We start from the raw sequence: 19,832 nt of genomic DNA, 5'->3' as shown, positions 1-19,832 counted from the left end.
CGAGCGTCCGAGCCCAGCCTGCCCACACCACGCTCCACACCAGCCGAGGAACCTTGCATGCCGCACGACGAGTACCGCACCATCGACTTCTTCAGCCAGGAAGCGCTTCCGGTGCCACAGGTGACACCCGCTCAGGCAGAGGGCATTGCCGCCCAGTGCTTCGGCATGAGCGCTCACGCGGAGGCGCTGGGAAGCCAGCAGGACGCCAACTTCCTGCTGTGCGACGATGACGGGACGGCCTTGGCGATCCTGAAGATCGCCAACCCCGCCTTCAGCCCTACGGAGATCGAAGCCCAGGACACCGCCGCCGAACTGATCGCCGCGGCTCACCCGGAACTGCGCATCGCCACCGTCCTGCGCCACCCCGACGGCTCCCCGTACTGCACAACGGTGCACACCGAGAGCGGGCCGGCCATCGCGCGGCTCCTGCAGTACCTGCCCGGCGGCGCGCTCTCGGGACCACGGCACCTGTCCCCGGGCACCGTGGCAGCCATGGGCACGATCGTCGGAAAGGTCAGCACCGCCCTGCGCGACTTCCACCACCCGGGCCTCGAACGCGTTCTGCAGTGGGACCTGCGGCACGCCGACCGCGTCGTCGCCAAGCTCGCAGAGCACATCGACGAGCCCGACCGGCGCGCCGCCGTTCAGGCCGCGACTGCCGACGTCTGGGCGCGGGTCCAGCAGCTTGCCGCCGTGCTCCCGTCGCAGGCGGTGCACCTGGACCTCACCGACGACAATCTGATCTGCTCTCCCGATCACCGCCTGCCCGTGCCCGACGGAGTCATCGACTTCGGTGACGTGACCACGAGCTGGGCGGTCGGCGAACTCGCCGTTTCGCTCTCCTCGATGCTCCACCACGACGGGGTCGAGCCCCATCACCTGCTGCCCGCCGTCCGGGCCTTCCACGCCGTTCGGCCGCTGTCCCCGGAGGAGGCTGAGGCGTTGTGGCCGCTCGTGGTCCTGCGCGCGGCCGGCCTGGTCGCCAGCGGGCGGCACCAGGCCGCCGTCGACGAGGACAACGCCTACGCCAAGGCCGCGCTCGACCGCGAGTGGCACATATTCGAGCAGGCCACCCGACTGCGCCTGCCAGTGATGGTCCACCTCATCAAGGACGCGATCGGCCTGGCCGACGTCCCTGCCCGCGCCGATTCACCGGCGCACTTCCTGCTGCGCGGCCTCGCCGCCGACGACATCACCCTCCTCGACCTGTCCACCGGCGCCGACTCCATGGACCACGGAGCCTGGCTCGGAGCCGGCACCGAGGACCGGCTCGCGGCCTCCGCGCTCGCGGACGGAGCGGCCGCGGTGGCCACCCGGTACGCGCATCCACGACTCACTCAGGCTCCGGCACTGTCCGCCGTCTCCGCTCCCACGGTACCCACCGGCATCGACCTGTGGCTCGGCCGGCCCGATGTGGCGCAGGCCCCGGCCGCGGGGAAGGTCCTCGCCGCGGCACCGGGCCGCGTGGAGATCACCTACGGCCCGCGGACGCTGACGTTGTCCTTCCCCCGCACGGTTCACCCAGTGGTCTCCACCGGCTCGACAGTCCAGGCGGGCGAAGACCTCGCCCATCTCCCCTCGGGAACTCCGCTCCACCTTGCGCTGCGCAACGCCGACGGCCCCTCCGTCCCTGCCACCGTGCGCCCCGAGTACGCCGCCGGCTGGCTCGCGCTCACCGCAGACCCCGCCCCGCTCATCGGTCTCCGGGCCACCGACCGTGCGCAGGACAGGGACCTACTCGACCGACGTGACGCCGTGTTCGCGACCGTGCAGGAGCACTACTACACCGAACCTCCCCGCATCGAGCGCGGCTGGCGCCACCATCTGCTCTCCACCGACGGCCGCTCCTACCTCGACATCGTCAACAACGTCACCCCGCTGGGCCATGGGCACCCCCGCGTCGAGCGGGCGGTCTCCCGGCAGTTGCGACGACTCAACACCAACTCACGATTCCACTACGCCTCGGTGGTGGAGTTCACCGAACGCCTCGCCGCCCTCCTGCCCGCGCCCCTGGACACGGTGTTCCTGGTCAACTCCGGTTCCGAGGCAGTGGATCTGGGCCTGCGGCTGGCCATCGGAGCCTCCGGACAGCACGACGTCGTCGCTCTGCGAGAGGCATACCACGGCTGGACCTACGCCTCCGACGCGGTCTCCACCTCACTCCAGGACAACCCGAACGCCCTGGCAACCCGGCCGGATTGGGTCCACACCGTGGACTCGCCCAATTCCTATCGCGGCCTGCACCGCGGGGCGGACGCGCTGCGCTACGGGCCCGAGGCCGCCGCGGTGATCGACGAACTGGCCGCCTCCGGCCGCCCGGCAGGGGCCTTCCTCAGCGAGACCTTCTACGGCAACGCCGGAGGAGTCGCCCTGCCCGACGGCTATCTCGCCGAGGTGTACGCGGCGGTGCGCCGTCACGGTGGCCTGGCCGTCGCCGACGAGGTCCAGGTCGGCTACGGCCGCCTCGGACACTGGTTCTGGGGCTTCGAACAGCAGCAGGTCGTCCCCGACGTCGTCTGTGTCGCCAAGGCCATGGGCAACGGGCACCCCCTCGGTGCCGTCATCACGTCCAAGTCGGTTGCGGACCGGTACCGCGACCAGGGTTACTTCTTCTCCTCCACCGGTGGCAGCCCGGTCTCCAGCGCCGTGGGCCTCACCGTCCTGGACACCCTGCGCGATGAGGACCTCCAGGGCAACGCTGTGCGCGTCGGTGGCCGTCTGAAGAGCCGACTTGAGGCACTGGCCGGCCGCTACGGCATCATCGGCGCTGTCCACGGCTCGGGCCTCTACCTCGGCCTCGAACTCGTCCGCGACCGCGTCACGTTGGAACCCGCCACGGAAGAGACCGCCGAACTCTGCGACCGCGTGCTCGACCTCGGTGTCATCGTCCAGCCCACCGGTGACCACCTCAACATCCTGAAGATCAAGCCGCCGTTGTGCATCGACACCACCGCGGTGGACTTCTTCGTCGACATGCTGGACCACGCCCTCGCCCAACTCGGTCACTCTCGCTGACGTCGTTCGTCCGGAGGCCGGATCGGACGCTGCCTCCGAGATGGGTGCCGGTCCGTCGGCGTAGCCGTCGTCGCCGGCGGGCTCGCATCCGCGGCGCGGGGTGCGGCACCCATTCGGAAGGCGGCTCGTCCGAAAATCCTTCTGCGGCTGAACGAAGACCTTCACCGACCCCTGACTCTGCGCGGCCATCGCCGACCGCCTCACCTTCAACGGCGCGATCATCCGGACCGGTACCGAGTACCGTCTCGCTCACACCAGGGCCCACGCCGAGCGGGCCGGCTGGCCCGGGGACGGCAAGACCAGACCGTCGGTTCTTCTACGCCGATGGGCCGGTCGACAGCAGTCCGGCCGCCTCCAGATAGGCGGCCGTATCCGCGTGGGTGTCGAAAAGCAGATCCGCTGGGCGCAGATCGGCCCGGTCATGCGTCGAGGTGAAGCCGGCGACCCGGCACCCGGCCGCCTTCCCGGCAGCCACCCCGACAGGCGCGTCCTCCACGACCAGACACGCCGACGGTTCCAGGCCGAGAGCGGCCGCCGCCTTCAGATAGCACTCGGGCGCGGGCTTGGCCTGCACAACATCGCCCCCATAAACCTGCACCCGCGGCAGCGGCAGACCCGCCGCCGCGAACCGGGCATGCACGGACCCCCGGTCGCCCGAGGTCACGATGGCCCAGGCGTCCACGGGCAGCGCCAACAACAGCTCGACGGCGCCATGGACCGCAGGAAAGGCATCCTGTTGCTGATCCAGGAGTTGGTCGAGTACCAAGCGCTCTTGCGAGGGATCCAGTTCCGGGGCTGTCAGCCTCACCGTGTCCTCCGGCCGCCGACCGAACGTCAACGGCCAAACCGCACTGGCGTTCAGACCCCGCAGCCCCGCCCAGGCACCCCACACACGCCGATGCGCCTCAGTCGAGTCGAGCAGTACCTCGTCCACGTCGAACAGCACCGCACCGAGCGTCATGATCCCTCCCCGTCGAGATCGCCCGAGACCGGACGACGACCGCAGTGACATCCAATCTCATCGACATCGATCACGGCGACTGGGCCCGAGTTACTCGCCAACTCGCCTCGAAACGATTTCCGACGCGAGTTGCCGACACTTCCCACCTGCGGGTTCGTGACCACGCCCCTGAGTGGTGGGTACCGTCGGGGCATGACCACCGACTCAGCAGAAGGCACGATATCCACCGTTCCCGGCCAGGGTCGGCCGGGGCAGTGGATCGGCAACCTCCTCGCCTACCTGACCACGCCGCTTCTGGTGGTGGTACCGGCGATGCTCGTGCGAGCCGGTCTGGTCGACGACGGGCTGTGCCTGCTCGCGATGTTCTCGCTCCTGCTCGGTGCCGCAGCGGTGTACGGCGTCAATCAGGGCTGGCACGCTCAACTGCACGCAGGCGGCCTGCTCTCCGCCCGCACGCTCACCGGCCGACGCACCGTCGATCTCACCCAGCTCAAGAAGGTCGGTTGCCTGGAGGTCTCCGGACGCGGTACCTCCGCTGCCTGGCTCGTCCTCACGGACGTACACGGCAATCGAATCATCATCGACAAGCTGGCAGGTGGCAAAGGAACACCAGACGCCGCAGTGCGCGAGGCGCTACTCAAGCGCTCGGGCCCACCCGTTCTCGTCTCCGGCCGGGCGGCCGAGCGGTTGCGGGTGGAAGTCGGCCGCGGGTGGGGCAACCGGCTGCAGCCGGGACGCTCCCTGTCCAACCCGCTTGCCGCGTTCCTCCCACTGCTTCTGGCCCTGGCGGGCATGCCAGTGAGCCTTGGTCTCCTGGTTCTGAGCCTGTCACTCGGCAACGTCTTGTGACGTTCGGTCGGCGTGCGTCTCTGATGCCGGTCGGCGTTGCAACACCGATAGCCGTAGCGCGGAGGCCCGAGCTTCCTGCAGCCCAGCGGCACGTCCCATTCCCGGAGTCAGTTGTCAGGGCCAGGTGAGAAGGTGCGGCCATGAACGTCGACGACTTCTGGACCATCATCGAAACAGCACGCACCGACGCTGCCTCGGCCTCCGGCGACCCGGGCCAAGCGTTCGTATCGGCCCTGGTCGAACGGCTCGCGGCGACGTCGAAGCAGACGATCCTCGTATACCAGCAGTGCTTCGACCAGCTCCACGGGGCCATCTACCGCTGGGACTTGTGGGCTGCCGGCTATCTGATCGGCGGAGGCTGTTCCGACGACGCCTTCATGGACTTCCGTGCCGGACTCATCGCGCAGGGCCGGGATTGGTACGACCGGGCCGCCACCGCACCCGATGTTCTCGCCGTGCATCCAGACGTCATCGCTGCGGCAGCCGAAGGCAGCGACGAGGCCCTGTTCAACGAAACGGTCAATTACGCGGCCTCCTACGCATACGGGCGCATCAACGGCGAGGAGGACGACTGCACCTTCTACGACGACTACGACCAGTTCCGCGGCCCCCGAACCGACCGCGAACCAGCCGATATGGGCGAGAGCTTCGACTTCGACGACGCCTCGGAGATGCACGCCCGTCTTCCCGGACTGGCCCGCCTCTTCCTCGATCACGACGACGACTGAGTTCGCCGGCCCCTCACCACCAAGTGCAGAGAACAGATCTGCGTCCGGATGAACCGCTACTCGGTGCCAGTCCGGCTGATCGGCCGCACCGTACGCGCCATGCTCCACGCCTCCGAGCTCGTGGTTCAGTACCTGTATCTGACCCCCGGTTCCGAAGCGGGCCGATGGTGCCCGCCGGGCCTCCACCGGTGTTCAACTCATCGCGGATCGAGGCGATTGCATCCCAGGTGCTGCTTCATCTCTTGACGGCGATGGTCCGGACCTTTAGCTTCACGCCTTAAACAAAGTGCATGGAATGCGCTCAACGTCCGTGCGTCACGGCGGTGTTGGGGCCGCGTTCCGCCACCCCCACGTGAAAGGCCAACTCCCCCCATGGCCAGACCTCTGCTCGCAGTCGCGTCACTCGCCGCACTCGCCCTCTCCGCCGGCCTCCTCATGGCCGGCCCTGCCCAGGCCGCCACCGGCACCATCACCGGACTGGCGGGGAAGTGTCTCGACGTCGCCGGTGCCAGCTCGGCCGACGGCACGGCCGTGCAGCTCTACGACTGCAACGGCACCGCCGCCCAGCAGTGGACGGCCGGCTCCGACGGCACCATCCGCGCCCTCGGCAAGTGCCTCGACGTCACCGGCGGTTCGACCGCAGACGGTGCCAAAGTCCAGCTGTGGTCCTGCACCGGCGCCGCCAACCAGAAGTGGACCGTCACCGCCGCGCGCGACATCGTCAACCAGCAGGCCAACAAGTGCCTGGACGTCACCGACAAGTCGTCGGCCAACGGCGCCCGTGCCCAGATCTGGTCCTGCACCGGCGCGAGCAACCAGAAGTGGACCGCGCCCGCCGCGGACGGCGGGCCCCCGCCGGCCACGTCCATGGCCGTGGCGCCGTACCTCTACAACGGCTGGGGCAGCCCGCCGAGCCCGACCGCGATCACCAACGCCACCGGCGTCAAGTGGTTCACGCTCGCCTTCGTCCTCAGCAACGGTTACTGCAACCCGCAGTGGGACGGCAGCCGGCCGCTCACCGGCGGCGTCGACCAGCAGACCGTCAACACCGTGCGCGCGAACGGCGGCGACATCATCCCCTCCTTCGGCGGCTACAGCGGCAACAAGCTGGAGAGTTCCTGCTCCAGCGCGGGCGAACTCGCCACCGCGTACCAGAAGGTGATCAACGCCTACGGTCTGAAGGCCATCGACATCGACCTCGAGGCCGACGCCTACAGCAACCCGACCGTCCAGCAGCGCACGGTCGACGCGTTGAAGACAGTGAAGGCCAACAACCCTGGCCTGAAGGTGTACATCACCATCGGCACCGGGCAGAGCGGCCCCGACACCAGTCTGATCAACCGGGCCGCCTCCTCCGGCCTGGCCGTCGACGCCTGGGCCATCATGCCGTTCGACTTCGGCGGTGCCGGACGGAACATGGGCAACCTGACCGTGCAGGCCGCCGAGGGCCTCAAGAACGCGCTGAAGAACGCGTACCGCTACAGCGACGACCAGGCCTACCGCACCATGGGCATCTCGTCGATGAACGGCATCACCGACCAGAACGAGACGGTGACGGTCGCGGACTTCCGTACCATCCTCGGCTACGCCCAGCAGCACCACCTGGCCCGGCTGACCTTCTGGTCGGCCAACCGCGACCGCCCGTGCACCGGCGGCCCGGCCGACAGCTGCTCCGGCGTCAGCCAGTCCGCCTGGGACTACACGCGCGTCTTCGCCGCCTACGCCGGCTGATCACATCCCCATCCCCATCAGCCGACCCGTTCGGCAAGGAGGACCCGTGTTCCGACACCCACGCCCCGCCACCAGATACCTGGCCGCAAGCCTGGTCACCATGACGGCGGCGTCCTTCCTCACGGCCGCCCCCGCGGGCGCCGCGACTCCCGCGGACCCCGGCACGTCCGCACCGCGCGCGGCCGCCGCCGCGGCCGCCGCCCTGCCCACCGACTGGGCCACCGTCGTCAACGCGGTCAGCGGCAAGTGCCTCGACGCCCGCGCCGCCGGCACCGCCAACGGCACGGCGGTTCAGCAGTACACCTGCAACAACTCCACCGCACAGCAGTGGAGTTTCACCGCGACCAGCGGCGGCTACGTACGCATCAACAACCGCAACGACGCCGGCCAGGTCGTGGACGTGACGAACGTGTCCACGGCCGACAACGCCCCGCTCCAGCTGTGGGCCTACGGCGGCGGCGCCAACCAGCAGTGGCTGCCCGTCGACGAGGGTGGCGGCGCCTACCACTTCGTCAACCGCAACAGCGGCAAGTGCCTGGACGACCCCGCCGCCTCGACCGCCGACAGCGTGCAGCTCGTGCAGTACGCCTGCAACGGCACCGCCGCCCAGCGCTTCCAGGTGACCCCCGTGACCCCGCCCGCGGGATCGACGGACCTCGGCCCGAACGTGGTCGTCTTCGATCCGTCCATGTCGTCGTCGACGATCCAGAGCAGACTGAACTCGGTCTTCAAGCAGCAGGAGACCAACCAGTTCGGCTCCCAGCGCTACGCCGTCATGTTCAAGCCGGGCACCTACAGCGCCGACGTCAACGTCGGCTTCTACACCCAGGTCCTCGGCCTCGGCCTGACCCCCGACGCGGTGACCGTCAACGGCGCGGTGCACGCGGAGGCCGACTGGTTCCAGGGCAACGCCACGCAGAACTTCTGGCGCGGCGCCGAGAACCTGTCGGTCAACCCGACGGGCGGCAGCGATCGCTGGGCGGTCTCGCAGGCGGCCTCGTACCGCCGGATGCACCTGCGCGGCAACCTCGCGCTGGACGACGGCGGCTGGTCCAGCGGCGGCTACCTCGCCGACAGCAAGATCGACGGCCGGGTCAACTCGGGCAGCCAGCAGCAGTGGCTGACCCGTAACGCGCAGCTCGGCGGCTGGACCGGATCCAACTGGAACATGGTCTTCGTCGGCAGCCAGGGCGTGCCCGCCACCAGCTTCCCGAACCCGCCGTACACGACGGTCGCGCAGAGCCCGGTGACCCGCGAGAAGCCCTTCCTGTACGTGGACGGTGCCGGCGCCTACCAGGTGTTCGTCCCGGCGGTGCGCACCAACTCCACCGCGACCAGCTGGGCGAGCGGCAGCGCCGCCGGCACCTCCCTGTCCCTGGACACCTTCTACGTCGTGAAGCCGGGCGCGACCGCCGCGCAGATCAACTCCGCCCTGGCCGCGGGCAAGAACCTCCTGGTCACACCCGGTGTCTACCATCTCGACCAGACCTTGCGGGTGACCCGGCCCGACACCGTCGTCCTGGGCCTCGGCCTCGCCACGCTCATACCGGACAACGGGGTCACGGCCATGACGGTCGCGGACGTCGACGGTGTGAAGATCGCGGGCGTCCTCTTCGACGCGGGCACCACCAACTCGCCCACCCTGCTGGAGGTCGGCCCGCGCGGCTCCACGGCCTCCCACTCGGCGAACCCGGCCTCCCTGCACGACGTGTACTTCCGCGTCGGCGGCGCGGGCGTCGGCAAGGCGACCACCAGCCTCGTCGTCAACAGCGCCAACGTCATCGGCGACCACATGTGGATCTGGCGCGCCGACCACGGCAGCGGCGTCGGCTGGACCAGCAACACCGGTGACACCGGACTCGTGGTGAACGGCGACAACGTCACGATGTACGGCCTGTTCGTCGAGCACTACCAGAAGTACCAGACCATCTGGAACGGCAACGGCGGCCGGACGTACTTCTACCAGAACGAGATGCCCTACGACCCGCCCAACCAGGCTGCCTGGATGAACGGCTCCACCCAGGGCTACGCCGCCTACAAGGTGGCCGACTCCGTCACCAGCCACCAGGCGTACGGCCTCGGCAGCTACTGCTACTTCAACGTCAACCCGAGCGTGACCGCCGCGCGCGCCATCGAGGCACCGAACAACCCGAACGTGCGCTTCACCAGCATGGTCACGGTCTCCCTCGGCGGCACGGGCACCATCAGCCGCGTCATCAACAACACCGGAGGCCCGTCCAACTCCGCCAACAACGTCGCGAACCTCACCAGCTACCCGTAACCGTCCCAGGTCATGACGGGTGAAGGCCCCGCAGCCCGGGCTGCGGGGCCTTCGGCACGGTGCAGTCCGATCAGACGCCGGCCGGCGCGCACTGACCGCGGCCGGCCTCCGCCGGGCCCGCCGTGGACGGGCGGACGCCGAAGTCGAACACGGCCGTCGGCAGGCACAGCAAGTAGCAGGCGTTCGGGATGCCGACGATGCCGCTGATGCGTCCCTCTATGGGGGGAGCGAGGATGCACCCGCGCCGGGTCGTCCCCGATGACGGGGATCATCGCGGGTGGCGTACCGGCGGCGACGAAGGCGTGGCCGCCGGTGAAGCTGCTGCCCCACACGCCGATGCGGTCAGGGTCCACTTCGGGCCGGTTCTGGGAGTAGGTGATCGCGTGCTGGTCCGATTCGCCGAAGCCACGGTTGTCCCACACCACCGCGGCGGGGCCGGCGGCGGCGGCAACCTCGGCGAAGCGGTCGAGGTAGATCCGTCGGGTCGCCGATCACCCGTGCGCCATCACCACGCACGGGGGCGGGACCGTGGCTCGGTCGGGTATCGCAGCCCGGCAGCCCGCCCGGTGAGCCCGCGCTGTCGCGAACGCGCCGTCCTCGGCGGTCGCATCTCTGTCGGCGGCGGCCGCGGCGTCCCGGCCGGGGACATGCACTGCGGTGATCGCGGCGCCCGCTGTCCCGGTCTGATGCCGGAGCGGCATCACAGCGGGCGGGACAGGTCTTGGACGCACCCACCCCGTCGGGCGCAGGCTGAAAAAGATCCAGAAACGAGAGGACGATCGTCATGAAGGTCTTCGTCACCGGCGGCTCCGGTTACATCGGTACGGCCGTCATCGAGGCGCTGAACCGCCACGGTCACACCGTGCGCGCTCTGTCCCGCAGCGAACACGCGGCCCGGGCGGTCCAGGACCTTGGGGCGGCTTCGGTCCGCGGAGGCCTGGGGGACCTGGCCGTTCTCAACGACGCGGCGGCACACGCCGAGGCCGTGATCCACCTCGCCCAGGCTCAGACAGGAGAGGAGGACCTCGCCGCGGCCACCGCCATGCAGGACGGTCTCGGCCCCGGCCCCTACCTCCACACCGGCGGCACCTGGGTCTACGGCGACACCGACGGCGTCGTGGACGAGGACGCTCCCTGGAACCCGCCGGCCCTGGTCGCCTGGCGCAAGCCCGTCGAGGACGCAGTCCTGGCCCGCGCCGCCCGCGGCGGCCGTCCCGTGATCATCCGCCCCGGACTGCTGTACGGCGGGGACAACCGGCTCATCGAGACCTTCTTCACCCGGCCCGGCCGGGAAGCCGGCGCCATCGCCTACATCGGCGACGGCTTTCAGCACTGGGCCCTGGTCCACGTCGAGGACCTCGCCGAACTCTACGTGGCGGCCCTGCGCGCCAAGGCCGGTTCAATCTACGCGGGTGTGGGCGGCGTCAGTCCGACGGCCCGGGAGGTCGCACGGGCCGTCAGCCACGGGGCCGGGCTGGCAGGCAAGACCGTGTCCATCACGCTGGAGCAGGCGCGCGCCGACATGGGCCCCATCGCTGACGCCTTCGCCCTGGACCAGCAGATCACCCCGACCCGCGCCCGCGCCGAACTCGGCTGGACCCCCGCATTCACCGACCCGCTGGCCGTCTTCGCTCAAGAATGATGACCGACGAGTCCCCACGGGCACCGGGGTAGGAAGGTCGGGGCAGAGGGATGACGAGGGAACGACGAGAGAGGACACCGGCGTGGACGTCGACCTGCGCAAGCTGCGCTACTTCGTGGCGGTCGCCGAGGAACTGCACTTCGGCCGCGCCGCCGAGCGGCTGCACATCGCCCAGCCGGCTCTTTCCCGCCAGATGCGTGCTCTTGAGGACGACCTGGGTGTGCTCCTCTTCTGCCGCGACCGGCGGGGCACCGCGCTGACCGCGGCCGGAGCCCGGCTCCTGGAGGAAGCCCCCCGGCTGCTGGCGGCCTGCACAGCCATGGTCCGCGCGGTCACCGCCGCGGCCGCCGACACCCCGAAGTTCACCATCGGCTTCATGCCCGGCATCACCGTGACCCCGGCGGTACGTGCCCTGACCTCCCGCCACCCCGGACTGGACGTCCGGCTGCTGCGGACCGGCTGGCAGGACCAGGTCGAGGTCCTGCACGACGGCCGGGCCGACGTCAGCATCGTCCGCCTCCCCATCGACCAGCACGGCCTGCAGGTACGGCGCCTGTTCACCGAGCCCCGCGTCGTCGCACTCCCGGCGGACCACCCACTGGCCGCGAAGTCCTCGCTCATCGTCGGCGACCTGGCCGGCGAGCACCTGCTCCAGGATCCCGACGCTGTACCGGAGTGGCGGGATGTGGCCGACGAACTGCGCACCGGAGAGCGCGCCGAGGTCCGGCCGATCAACAGCGTGGAGGAAAAACTCGAACTGGTCGCGGCCGGGGCCGGCATCTGCCTCATCCCGCGCTCCACCGCCGCCTTCTACACTCGCCACGACGTCGTCACGCTCCCCGTCGAGGACATCGGAGTGGGCCACGTATGCCTCGCGTGGAGCACGACCAGCAGCTCACCGTTCATCACCGACTTCGCCGACGTCGCCCACCTGCTGACCCCACCGGCCCCCGGGTGAGACCACCGCCATCGAGCACGCCGCTGTCCTTCAGCGCCATCGCCACGCCCGCGGTCTCTACCGCGACTCCGCATACGGCTGCAGCCAATTGCGGACAGCCGCCGACTAAGCCGAGAGCAGCATGGCGACTGTCACCATGGCAAGCAGTCCGATGTACGCCCAGGCGTAGGTGCGGTCTGGGATCCGTGGCGGGCGCCGTCGGAGTATCGCGATCACCGGCAGAGCTCCGAGGAGCAGCGCCGAGGCAGCGCGAAGGTCAATGAGCCCCACCAGTTGCAGGTGCGCGTCAGCGGCAGCGGGGACCGCGGCGCCGCCCAGAGACACTGCGGTGGCCGGCAGTGCGATGGCGAGGGTGAGGGGGTTGGCCAGCGCGGTCGCCACGCGCATCGTGTGCCCTGCCCTCCGCATTGCGGGGACGGTCATGACGCTGCCCCCCACGCCGAGGAAGGCCGCCACCGCACCGGCCGGCGCGCCGAGGACGGTCGGCAGTGGACGCGGAGCATCGGAGGTCGCCTCGATCCGTGAGCCCGGGCGCAGGAAGCCGGGGCGCAGGAGGACGTCGGCGATGGTGAGAGCGACGTACGCGACGAAGGCCCAGCGGGCCAGATCGGCCGGGGCGAGGCGCGTGGCGAGCGCGCCGACCGAGGCACCGGCCGCGAGCAGGAGGAGCAGCATGCCGCTGCCGCGGAGCGCGAGGAGCACCCGCCTCGGTGTGACGGCTGTCGCGAAACCCGCATTCACCACCATCACCAGGGCCGAGGTGGCAGTCGCCACCTGCATCGCGTCCGCGCCGAGCGCGGCGTCAGCCCACACCACGACCGGCACCGTGACGAACCCGCCGCCGAATCCGAACAACACCGTGGTCGCCCCCGTGAGGAGCCCGATCCCGATCAATGCCACAACATCCACAGCCCCCACTCCACCAGCTCCGACGGATTTCCCGCATGCGATATCCGGCACCGTTCCTTCGCGTCTCGGCCAGTAGGATGACTGGGTGAAGAACGTCTCCCTGGCCGACGTCGACCACGCCGACCGGGTCGTCCTGCCGATCGGCACCGACTATCCGCCCGGCCACGTACTGGACTGGCACGAACACCGGCGCGCCCAGTTCCTCTACGGCGCCACCGGGGTGATGGTCGTCGACACCGCCGAGGGCACCTGAACCGTTCCGCCCGAGCGCGCCGTTCTGATTCCGGCCGCTACCCGGCACCGGGTCCACATGCTGGGGGTGAGTACCCGGAGCCTGTACATCGAGCCGAATGCCGTCCCCTGGTGGCCAGCCACCTGCACCGTCGTCAACGTTCCGCCGCTGTTGCGCGAACTGCTCCTGGTCGCTGTCGAGTTCGAGATCGATTACAGCCTGTCCGGACGGGAGGGAAGCATTGCCGCCCTCCTCCTGCACGAGATCGCTGAGCTCGCCGCGCTCCCGTTCCACGTCGGGATTCCCGCCGCCGCCGATCTCGCGGAACTCTGCCGCGAATACCTGGCCGCCCCAGACGCCGGCGTCACGAACGCCGCATGGGCCGCGAGGACAGCCATGAGCGAACGGGCCTTCACTCGGCGCTTCCGCTCGGAGACCGGTGACAGCCCGGCCGTGTGGCGGGCCCGCGCCCGCCTGCTCGCGGCCATGCCGCTGCTGCGCACCGCGTCGGTCAGCGAGGTCGGTGTCCGTCTCGGCTATGCCTCTCCCGCCGCGTTCACCGCCGCCTTCACGCGTACCTTCGGCGTGCCTCCGTCCCGCTTTGCCGCGAGCCGCCAAAGCGGCGGCCCCAGCGGCAGTCGCAACTCGTGATGACTTTCCGAAGGCTCCGACCAGGGGTGTTCGCCTACGCCCAGGCCGAGGGTGTCGAACTCCAGGGTGCCCGTCCTGCCCCGGTCAACGGGACTTCGTCCGGCCTCGGAGCCCCCTGTAAAGCCCGGGCGTGGGAGTCGTCGACCGCCGCCCGCGAGAAGTCCAGGGCGTTCGCGCTGCGGAGCGTGTCCAGGAGGACCTCGTGCAGCCGGAACCACACCCCGGCCTCGGTCCACTCGGCCGGCCGGCGCCGGCAGGTCGTTCCCGAACCAGAGCCCCCGCGAGCTCGCCGGGCGCGGACGAGCAGCGCGGCCAGGGCCACGAAGGCCACCTGCCACTGCTGCCTGGCCTGCCGGGAGTCCGTGTACCAGGCCGACGGTCCCTTGTTCGAGCGGGCCCAGAAGGCCGGTGGGGCCCGTACCGACATCGGCTTCGACGACCTGCTGCGCATGGCGGCCGGGATCACGGCGACCAACTTCCCGGACGACGCACAACGGGACCGGGTGCCGACCGTGACGCTGGAAGGGACGCGGGTGTCCGCCGGCTGAGCCGGCCGGGGCCGCCGGACTCCCCGGCACGCCGTGTCGCGCCCGCCCTACTGGTTCCAGCTCTCGTCGTACGGGTCCTTGGGGGCTGGGACCGGCTTGGCTTTGACGACGTCGATGAACGGAATGATGCCGCCACCGACCGGGTCCTTGGTCCGCTTGCCGGTGTAGGTGCCGGTGACCTGGAGCCAGGAGTCGGGTTGCAGGACGGGCGGCAGCTTTCCGGACATGCCGATCTTGACCGGCTGGGCGTCGGCGGCACAGCAGTTGAGGGCCATGCGGACGAGGTAGGGCGTACCGCCGCGGTCGAGGGCGACGAACCCCGTGATCTCGACCTTCCGGTTACCGAGGGAGCGCCCGTGCTCGTACGCCGCGCGCCCCGCATAGTCCACCAGGGTGAGCTTGAGCGGATCGCCCGACGGCAAGGCCGGATAGGCCAGGGGCGGCTGGAGGGCCGTTCCGGTGCGCATGGCGTCGTAGGAACCGAGTGCGGGCGGGGCGGCCAGGATGAGGGCGAACAGGGGCAGTACGAGGAGCCAGGAGATCCGGGGCTCGCGGTGGCCGTCGCCGTCGCGGTGTCCGTCGCGCGTCTCTCCCGTGTACCGCTGCCGACCGACGGTGACCGGCCGGCGCAGTTCGTACCAGGCGGTGGCGACGGCCGTGGCGATCAGGACGGCTCCGGCCGCGAGCAGCAGGGGCTGCAGCCCGGTCTTGACGTAGCGCAGGTAAAGGCTGGTGGCGCCGGTGTGCACCATCGCCCCGCCGACCAGGAACAGGAGGGCCGCCTGTGCCTGGCGGCTCACAGGAGCACCGCCCCGACCAAGACCGACACCAGGACCGCCAGCACGAAGGTGGCGGGAGCGAACCGCAACGCGAAGGAGCGGCCGAAGGTGCCGGCCTGCATCGCGAACAGCTTCAGGTCGATCATCGGGCCGACCACAAGGAACGCCAGCCGGGCGACGAGCGAGAACTGGGACAGCGACGCGGCGACGAACGCGTCCGCCTCCGAGCAGATCGACAGCAGCACCGCGAGGACCGAGAGCGCGAGGATCGCGACGGCCGGGTTGCCGGCCGCCGTCCGCAGCCAGCTCTCCGGTGCCACGGCCTTGAGCGTGGCCGCGGCCATGGCACCGACGGCCAGGAACCCGCCGGCATGCATCACGTCATGCCGTACGGAACCCCAGAATGCCGCGCCTTTACTCCCGCCCTCGTACGAGGCACGGGCCGGCGGCCGCAGCCAGTCGGCGCGGCCGAGACGCTGCCACAACCAGCCCATCGCGCACGCCACGAGCAGGCTCGCCACGAAGCGGCCGAGGACCATCTCCGGGTTCCGCGGGAACGCGACGGCCGTGGCGGTCAGCACGATCGGGTTGATCGCGGGAGCGGACAGCAGGAACGCCAGCGCCGCCGCGGGTGTGACCCCTCGGCGCACAAGCGCTCCGGCGACCGGCACCGAGGCGCATTCGCAACCGGGCAGGACCGCCCCGGCCACCCCGGCGACCGGCACCGCGAGGGCGGGCCGCTTCGGCAGCGCACGAGCGAAGAACGACGGCGGGACGAACACCACGAGAGCCGCCGACAGCAGCACGCCGAGGACCAGGAAGGGAAGTGCCTGGACGACCACCGCGAGGAAGATGGTCATCCAGCTCTGCATCACCGGCGCGCCCAGCGCCCGCCGGATCGGGCTCTGCCCGACAACGAGCAGGAGCAGCAACAGGGTCATTCCCAGAGAGGAGTTGAAATGCCAGCCCCGAGGAGTCTCCTCGTCACCGCGGCCGTCGCCCGGGGCCGGGGGTGCTTTGACGGTCGTCACGGGCGAGGTACCTCCGGGAGGGTCGGGCGGCGGGGGGATCCCTCCCTCCCCTACGTCGTGCCGGGTGCCGTGTCTCACCGCGGACCCGGGACTTTGCCGCTCAATGACCTTTCCCGTACTTGTTCGCCGGCTCTTCCCTGCCCCATTCACCGGCCCTCGCCGTGGGCGTTCACCGCCTTTGGTCGTATACCGGCTCGCCCACGCGCGGCCCGGGTGCGCCGTCGCCCGAGGAGGGGCGGCAGGCTCGGCACGGTCAGGAAACCCTCGGCGCGGGCGGTGGGGATGCCGCTGCGCGGGATGTCACCACCGGGAGAAGAAGGTCAGCACCGAGCGCCACAGCCGCAGGAAGGGTCCGGCACTCAGAGGCGAGCCCGGGGTCAGTTGTCGCTGTTGGCCTTGGTGTAGGCGGCGCTGTAGCCGGTGGGGCAGTGGAGGGTGTCGGAGCCGTCGCCCGTGTGCCAGCGGCCGTTGACGGTCACCTGGGCACCGTTGACGCTGTTGCTGTTGCAGACCGAACGGATCCGAGTGCCCCGCATCGGTCGGGGCCGACCACGCTGCCGACCGGACCACGTGGTCGCAGACAAGGCCTACGCCTCCCGCGACTTCCGCGCCTACCTCCGCAAGCGCGGCATCAGCCACACCATTCCCGAGAAGCGGGACCAGCAACGCCACCGTCGTAACCGGGGCCGTGACGGCGGCCGCCCGCCGCGGTTCGACCGGGAGATCTACCGCCGGCGCAACACCGTCGAACGCTGCTTCAACCGGCTCAAGAGCTTCCGCGGCATCGCAACCCGTTACGACTGTGAGGATGTTCGGGTGCCGCCCCGGGCGGTGGTCTCTCTCGCCTCATTCCTGCTCTGGGCAAGATCCGTTTGAAGACGGACCCTAGCAACCGGGCTCGTTCACGACCCCCGGCGTATCCCTCAAGACCGCGTAGGGCATTCCGTTAGCGGTTCTCAGCCCTCAGAAGTCGAAGCCGGAATCCTGGAAACCAACGAAGCCACGTCCTACCCGCCGCGGTTGAAGGATTGCCCTCGGGAGAATGAGAATTGCCTTGAAGCGAGTTTCTGTGGCGTAGTGGGCTCGCGCGGTACCGAAGACTGCTGTGCATGGCTACGACAGTTCTCGACCCGACCGCCGCAGGGGCCGACCGCCGAGCGCGCTGGAGAGCGCCGGCGGGCCAGCCGGCGTATGCGCGCCCCGCGTTGCTGGTCATCACCGTGCTGGCCGCCGTGCTTTACGCCTGGGGGATCAACCACAGCCAGTACCACACGTTCTACGCCAACGCCGTCCGCAGCATGTCGGAGAGCTGGAAGGCCTTCTTCTACGGGTCTTTCGACCCTGGAAATTCCATTACGCTCGACAAGCTGCCTGGATTCCTCTGGCCACAGGCGCTCTCCGTCCGCATCTTCGGATTCCACCCCTGGGCACTGGTTCTTCCTCAGGTCATCGAGGGCGTGGCGAGCCTGCTGGTCCTGTATCGGTTGGTGCGACGCTGGGCCGGAGTCGAGGCAGCCCTCATCGCCGCCACGGCGTTCCTGCTGACCCCGGTGGTCGTGGGGCTCTTCCGGACTGCCGTCGAGGACCCCGCCTTCACCCTGTGCGTGCTGCTGGCGGCCGAGGCGGCCCAGCGGGCCGCCCGGGACGGCCGGCTGCGCCCGCTGCTGTTCGCCGGGGTGTGGGTCGGTCTCGGCTTCCAGGCCAAGATGCTGGAGGCGTGGGCGGTGCTTCCCGCACTCGCCCTCGTCTACCTGCTGTCGGCACCGATCGCGCTGCGCAGGCGGCTGGCGCATCTGGGCCTGTCCGCCCTGGTGATGGCCGCGGTCTCGATGTCCTGGATGATCGCCGTCACCCTCACTCCGGCCAAGGACCGGCCCTATGTCGACGGCACCACCGACAACTCCGCCTTCAGCATGGTCGTCGGCTACAACTTCCTCAACCGCTTCTCCTCGCTCGGTGTCAGCGCGGCCTCCACGGGCAGCGTGAGCGCGACACGGAACGGCGGAGGCGGCCACGGCAGCATCGCCGACCGTGAAACCGGTACGAACGGTGCTTCGCAGGGCGGCCAGAGCGCGGGTTCGGTCACCCATGTGCCGGCAGCCCCGACGAGCGAGGCCCGCCAGGCCGGGTCCGGCGGCAGGGGCGGCGACCAGGACGGCTGGTCGAAGATGTTCGCCACCTCGCTCGCCTCGCAGACGGGCTGGCTCTACCCGATCGCCGCCGTCGCCATCGCCTGCGGTGTGCTGTGGCGCCGGGGCCGGCCACGCACCGACCGGATCCGTGCCGGATTCCTCCTGTGGGGTACCTGGCTGGCCACGTACTTCCTGGTGTTCAGCGCGGGCAGCGTCGGTGGCCACACGTACTACATGGGCGTCATCGCCGTACCGCTCGCCGCGCTCACCGGCGGCGGCGTCGCACTGATGTGGCGTGCATACCGTGCGGGCGGCCCCCGCGCGTGGGCGCTGCCGGGCGCGGTGGCGGCCACGGCGGCGTGGAGCGCGTATCTCGCCGACGAGTTCCCGTCGTTCCTGCCCTGGCTGGCGCCCGTCGTGGGGCTGCTCGGCCTGGGGGCCGTCGTCCTGCTGGTGCTGGGCCGTCGGGGCCGTGGCGCCTCCGGCGGCAGGCTCGCCCTCGCCGGGCTGGCCGCGTCCCTGACCGCGCTGCTGTTCGCGCCGAGTGCGTGGGCGGTGCAGGTCTTCAACCCCGCGTACGCCAGTTCTGGCAGGGGCGCGGTCGGCCCGTCCGGCAAGCACCGCGGCCACCGCTCGGTGACGTCGGCGGGCGGCCGGACGGGGCAGCGCCCCCGGACCAGTGCAGGCAGCAGTGGGGAGACCCAGGGTGCGCCCGGCGCGCCGGGTGGCGCGGGTAGCTTCAACGTCCTCCGGGACGACAGCCGACTCACCGTGACCCAGCGGAAGTTGCTCCGGTACGCCACCTCGCACCAGGGCTCGGCCACCTACGTCTTCGCCACGACCGGCTGGAAGCGCGCCTCTCCTTACATCCTCTCCACCGGTGCCCATGTCCTGCCGTTGGGCGGCTACAGCGGCGATGTGCCGTTCCCGACCGAGGCACAGTTCCGGCACCTGGTCGCCTCCGGCAAGCTCCGGTACATGCTGCTGAGCGGCGGCGGCGGTCGGGACACGGGCGCCCTGTCCGGCAACCGCACCGGCACCGGCACCCGCACCGGTGCCACGCAGATCACCGCCTGGGTCCGGTCCGCCTGCACCCCCGTACCGGCCTCCGCTTACGGCGGAACGGAATCCGCCGGCGCCACGGAACCGTCCGGCGCAACGGGCGAGGCGCTGTACCGATGCACCTCCGGCGCCGCGTGAAGCGCCCCCGGCCGCCGCGACCACCCGCCCCGGAGGCCCTCCGTGTTCATGAGGTTCGGTGAAGCACCACCGTGGCTCGCGGGTACTCCTGCTCCCCCACCCCGCCGGTGGCGGGCGGCCTGTGGGCCAGGTGCGCGGCGGGCAGCCGGGGCCCGCTGAACGGCGCCGGATCACCGATGTGCACC

12 protein-coding genes and 6 pseudogenes are annotated in these 19,832 nt (G+C 70.4%); 12 read left to right on the top strand and 6 right to left on the bottom strand.

Annotation, left to right across the window (positions count from 1 at the left end):
* Positions 1-57 precede the first annotated feature (57 nt).
* Together OIE49_RS35860 and OIE49_RS35855 are read left to right on the top strand one after the other, a co-directional pair.
* A complete protein-coding gene (locus OIE49_RS35860) occupies positions 58-3,015 on the top strand; it encodes an aminotransferase (protein WP_326805949.1) in 2,958 nt (985 codons plus the stop codon).
* 151 nt (positions 3,016-3,166) lie between these two features.
* Positions 3,167-3,289 (top strand): annotated as a pseudogene (locus OIE49_RS35855) (IS21-like element helper ATPase IstB); the annotation flags it as partial.
* A 42-nt stretch (positions 3,290-3,331) separates the two neighbouring features.
* Here the strand turns inward: OIE49_RS35855 and OIE49_RS35850 are convergent.
* Positions 3,332-3,976, bottom strand: coding sequence for an HAD-IA family hydrolase (locus OIE49_RS35850; RefSeq protein ID WP_326805948.1), 645 nt, complete (start codon positions 3,974-3,976; stop codon positions 3,332-3,334).
* 192 nt (positions 3,977-4,168) lie between these two features.
* On the opposite strand from OIE49_RS35850, the gene OIE49_RS35845 reads away from it, so the two are divergent.
* From OIE49_RS35845 to OIE49_RS35830, 4 genes are all read left to right on the top strand, one after another.
* Positions 4,169-4,825: a hypothetical protein gene (locus OIE49_RS35845; RefSeq protein WP_326805947.1), complete on the top strand. Its 657-nt coding sequence runs from the start codon at positions 4,169-4,171 to the stop codon at positions 4,823-4,825.
* A gap of 140 nt (positions 4,826-4,965) precedes the next feature.
* Positions 4,966-5,553, top strand: coding sequence for a DUF4240 domain-containing protein (locus tag OIE49_RS35840; protein ID WP_326805946.1), 588 nt, complete (start codon positions 4,966-4,968; stop codon positions 5,551-5,553).
* 372 nt (positions 5,554-5,925) lie between these two features.
* On the top strand, positions 5,926-7,284 hold the full coding sequence (locus tag OIE49_RS35835; RefSeq protein WP_326805945.1) for a lectin: 1,359 nt from the start codon (positions 5,926-5,928) through the stop codon (positions 7,282-7,284).
* A gap of 100 nt (positions 7,285-7,384) precedes the next feature.
* Positions 7,385-9,565: an RICIN domain-containing protein gene (locus tag OIE49_RS35830; protein WP_326806428.1), complete on the top strand. Its 2,181-nt coding sequence runs from the start codon at positions 7,385-7,387 to the stop codon at positions 9,563-9,565.
* Between the two features lie 70 nt (positions 9,566-9,635).
* Here OIE49_RS35830 and OIE49_RS35825 read toward each other — a convergent pair.
* A pseudogene (locus tag OIE49_RS35825) lies at positions 9,636-9,794 on the bottom strand (acetamidase/formamidase family protein); the annotation flags it as partial.
* A 555-nt stretch (positions 9,795-10,349) separates the two neighbouring features.
* Here OIE49_RS35825 and OIE49_RS35820 point away from each other — a divergent pair.
* Together OIE49_RS35820 and OIE49_RS35815 are read left to right on the top strand one after the other, a co-directional pair.
* Entirely contained in the window at positions 10,350-11,207 is an 858-nt protein-coding gene (locus OIE49_RS35820) for an NAD-dependent epimerase/dehydratase family protein (RefSeq protein WP_326805944.1), read from the top strand.
* An 82-nt stretch (positions 11,208-11,289) separates the two neighbouring features.
* Positions 11,290-12,165 (top strand): LysR family transcriptional regulator, encoded by an 876-nt coding sequence (locus OIE49_RS35815; protein ID WP_326805943.1) that lies wholly within the window; start codon positions 11,290-11,292, stop codon positions 12,163-12,165.
* Positions 12,166-12,270: 105 nt separating this feature from the next.
* Here OIE49_RS35815 and OIE49_RS35810 read toward each other — a convergent pair whose 3' ends face one another.
* Positions 12,271-13,074: a sulfite exporter TauE/SafE family protein gene (locus OIE49_RS35810; protein ID WP_326805942.1), complete on the bottom strand. Its 804-nt coding sequence runs from the start codon at positions 13,072-13,074 to the stop codon at positions 12,271-12,273.
* Positions 13,075-13,159: 85 nt separating this feature from the next.
* Between OIE49_RS35810 and OIE49_RS35805 the strand changes: the two are divergent.
* Both OIE49_RS35805 and OIE49_RS35795 read left to right on the top strand, forming a co-directional pair.
* Positions 13,160-13,957, top strand: a pseudogene (locus OIE49_RS35805) (AraC family transcriptional regulator).
* 347 nt (positions 13,958-14,304) lie between these two features.
* Positions 14,305-14,505: pseudogene (locus OIE49_RS35795) on the top strand (SbtR family transcriptional regulator); the annotation flags it as partial.
* Between the two features lie 47 nt (positions 14,506-14,552).
* Here OIE49_RS35795 and OIE49_RS35790 read toward each other — a convergent pair.
* From OIE49_RS35790 to OIE49_RS35780, 3 genes and pseudogenes are all read right to left on the bottom strand, one after another.
* Positions 14,553-15,305, bottom strand: a complete 753-nt coding sequence (locus OIE49_RS35790; RefSeq protein WP_326805941.1) for a TIGR03943 family putative permease subunit — start codon at positions 15,303-15,305, stop codon at positions 14,553-14,555.
* Positions 15,302-16,315, bottom strand: a complete 1,014-nt coding sequence (locus OIE49_RS35785) for a permease (RefSeq protein WP_326805940.1) — start codon at positions 16,313-16,315, stop codon at positions 15,302-15,304. Before OIE49_RS35785 ends, OIE49_RS35790 begins: the two co-directional genes overlap by 4 nt.
* Before the next feature lie 146 nt (positions 16,316-16,461).
* Positions 16,462-16,687: pseudogene (locus OIE49_RS35780) on the bottom strand (phosphatidylglycerol lysyltransferase domain-containing protein); the annotation flags it as partial.
* A gap of 141 nt (positions 16,688-16,828) precedes the next feature.
* Here OIE49_RS35780 and OIE49_RS35775 point away from each other — a divergent pair.
* Positions 16,829-17,191 (top strand): annotated as a pseudogene (locus tag OIE49_RS35775) (transposase); the annotation flags it as partial.
* A 233-nt stretch (positions 17,192-17,424) separates the two neighbouring features.
* Entirely contained in the window at positions 17,425-19,647 is a 2,223-nt protein-coding gene (locus OIE49_RS35770; protein WP_326805939.1) for an ArnT family glycosyltransferase, read from the top strand.
* The last annotated feature ends 185 nt before the right edge of the window (positions 19,648-19,832 follow it).

Source organism: Streptomyces sp. NBC_01788 (genome assembly GCF_035917575.1).
Taxonomy (GTDB): Bacteria; Actinomycetota; Actinomycetes; order Streptomycetales; family Streptomycetaceae; genus Streptomyces.
The sequence above is the reverse complement of the archived record's forward strand: the minus strand, read 5'-3'. Positions and strand labels throughout refer to the sequence as shown.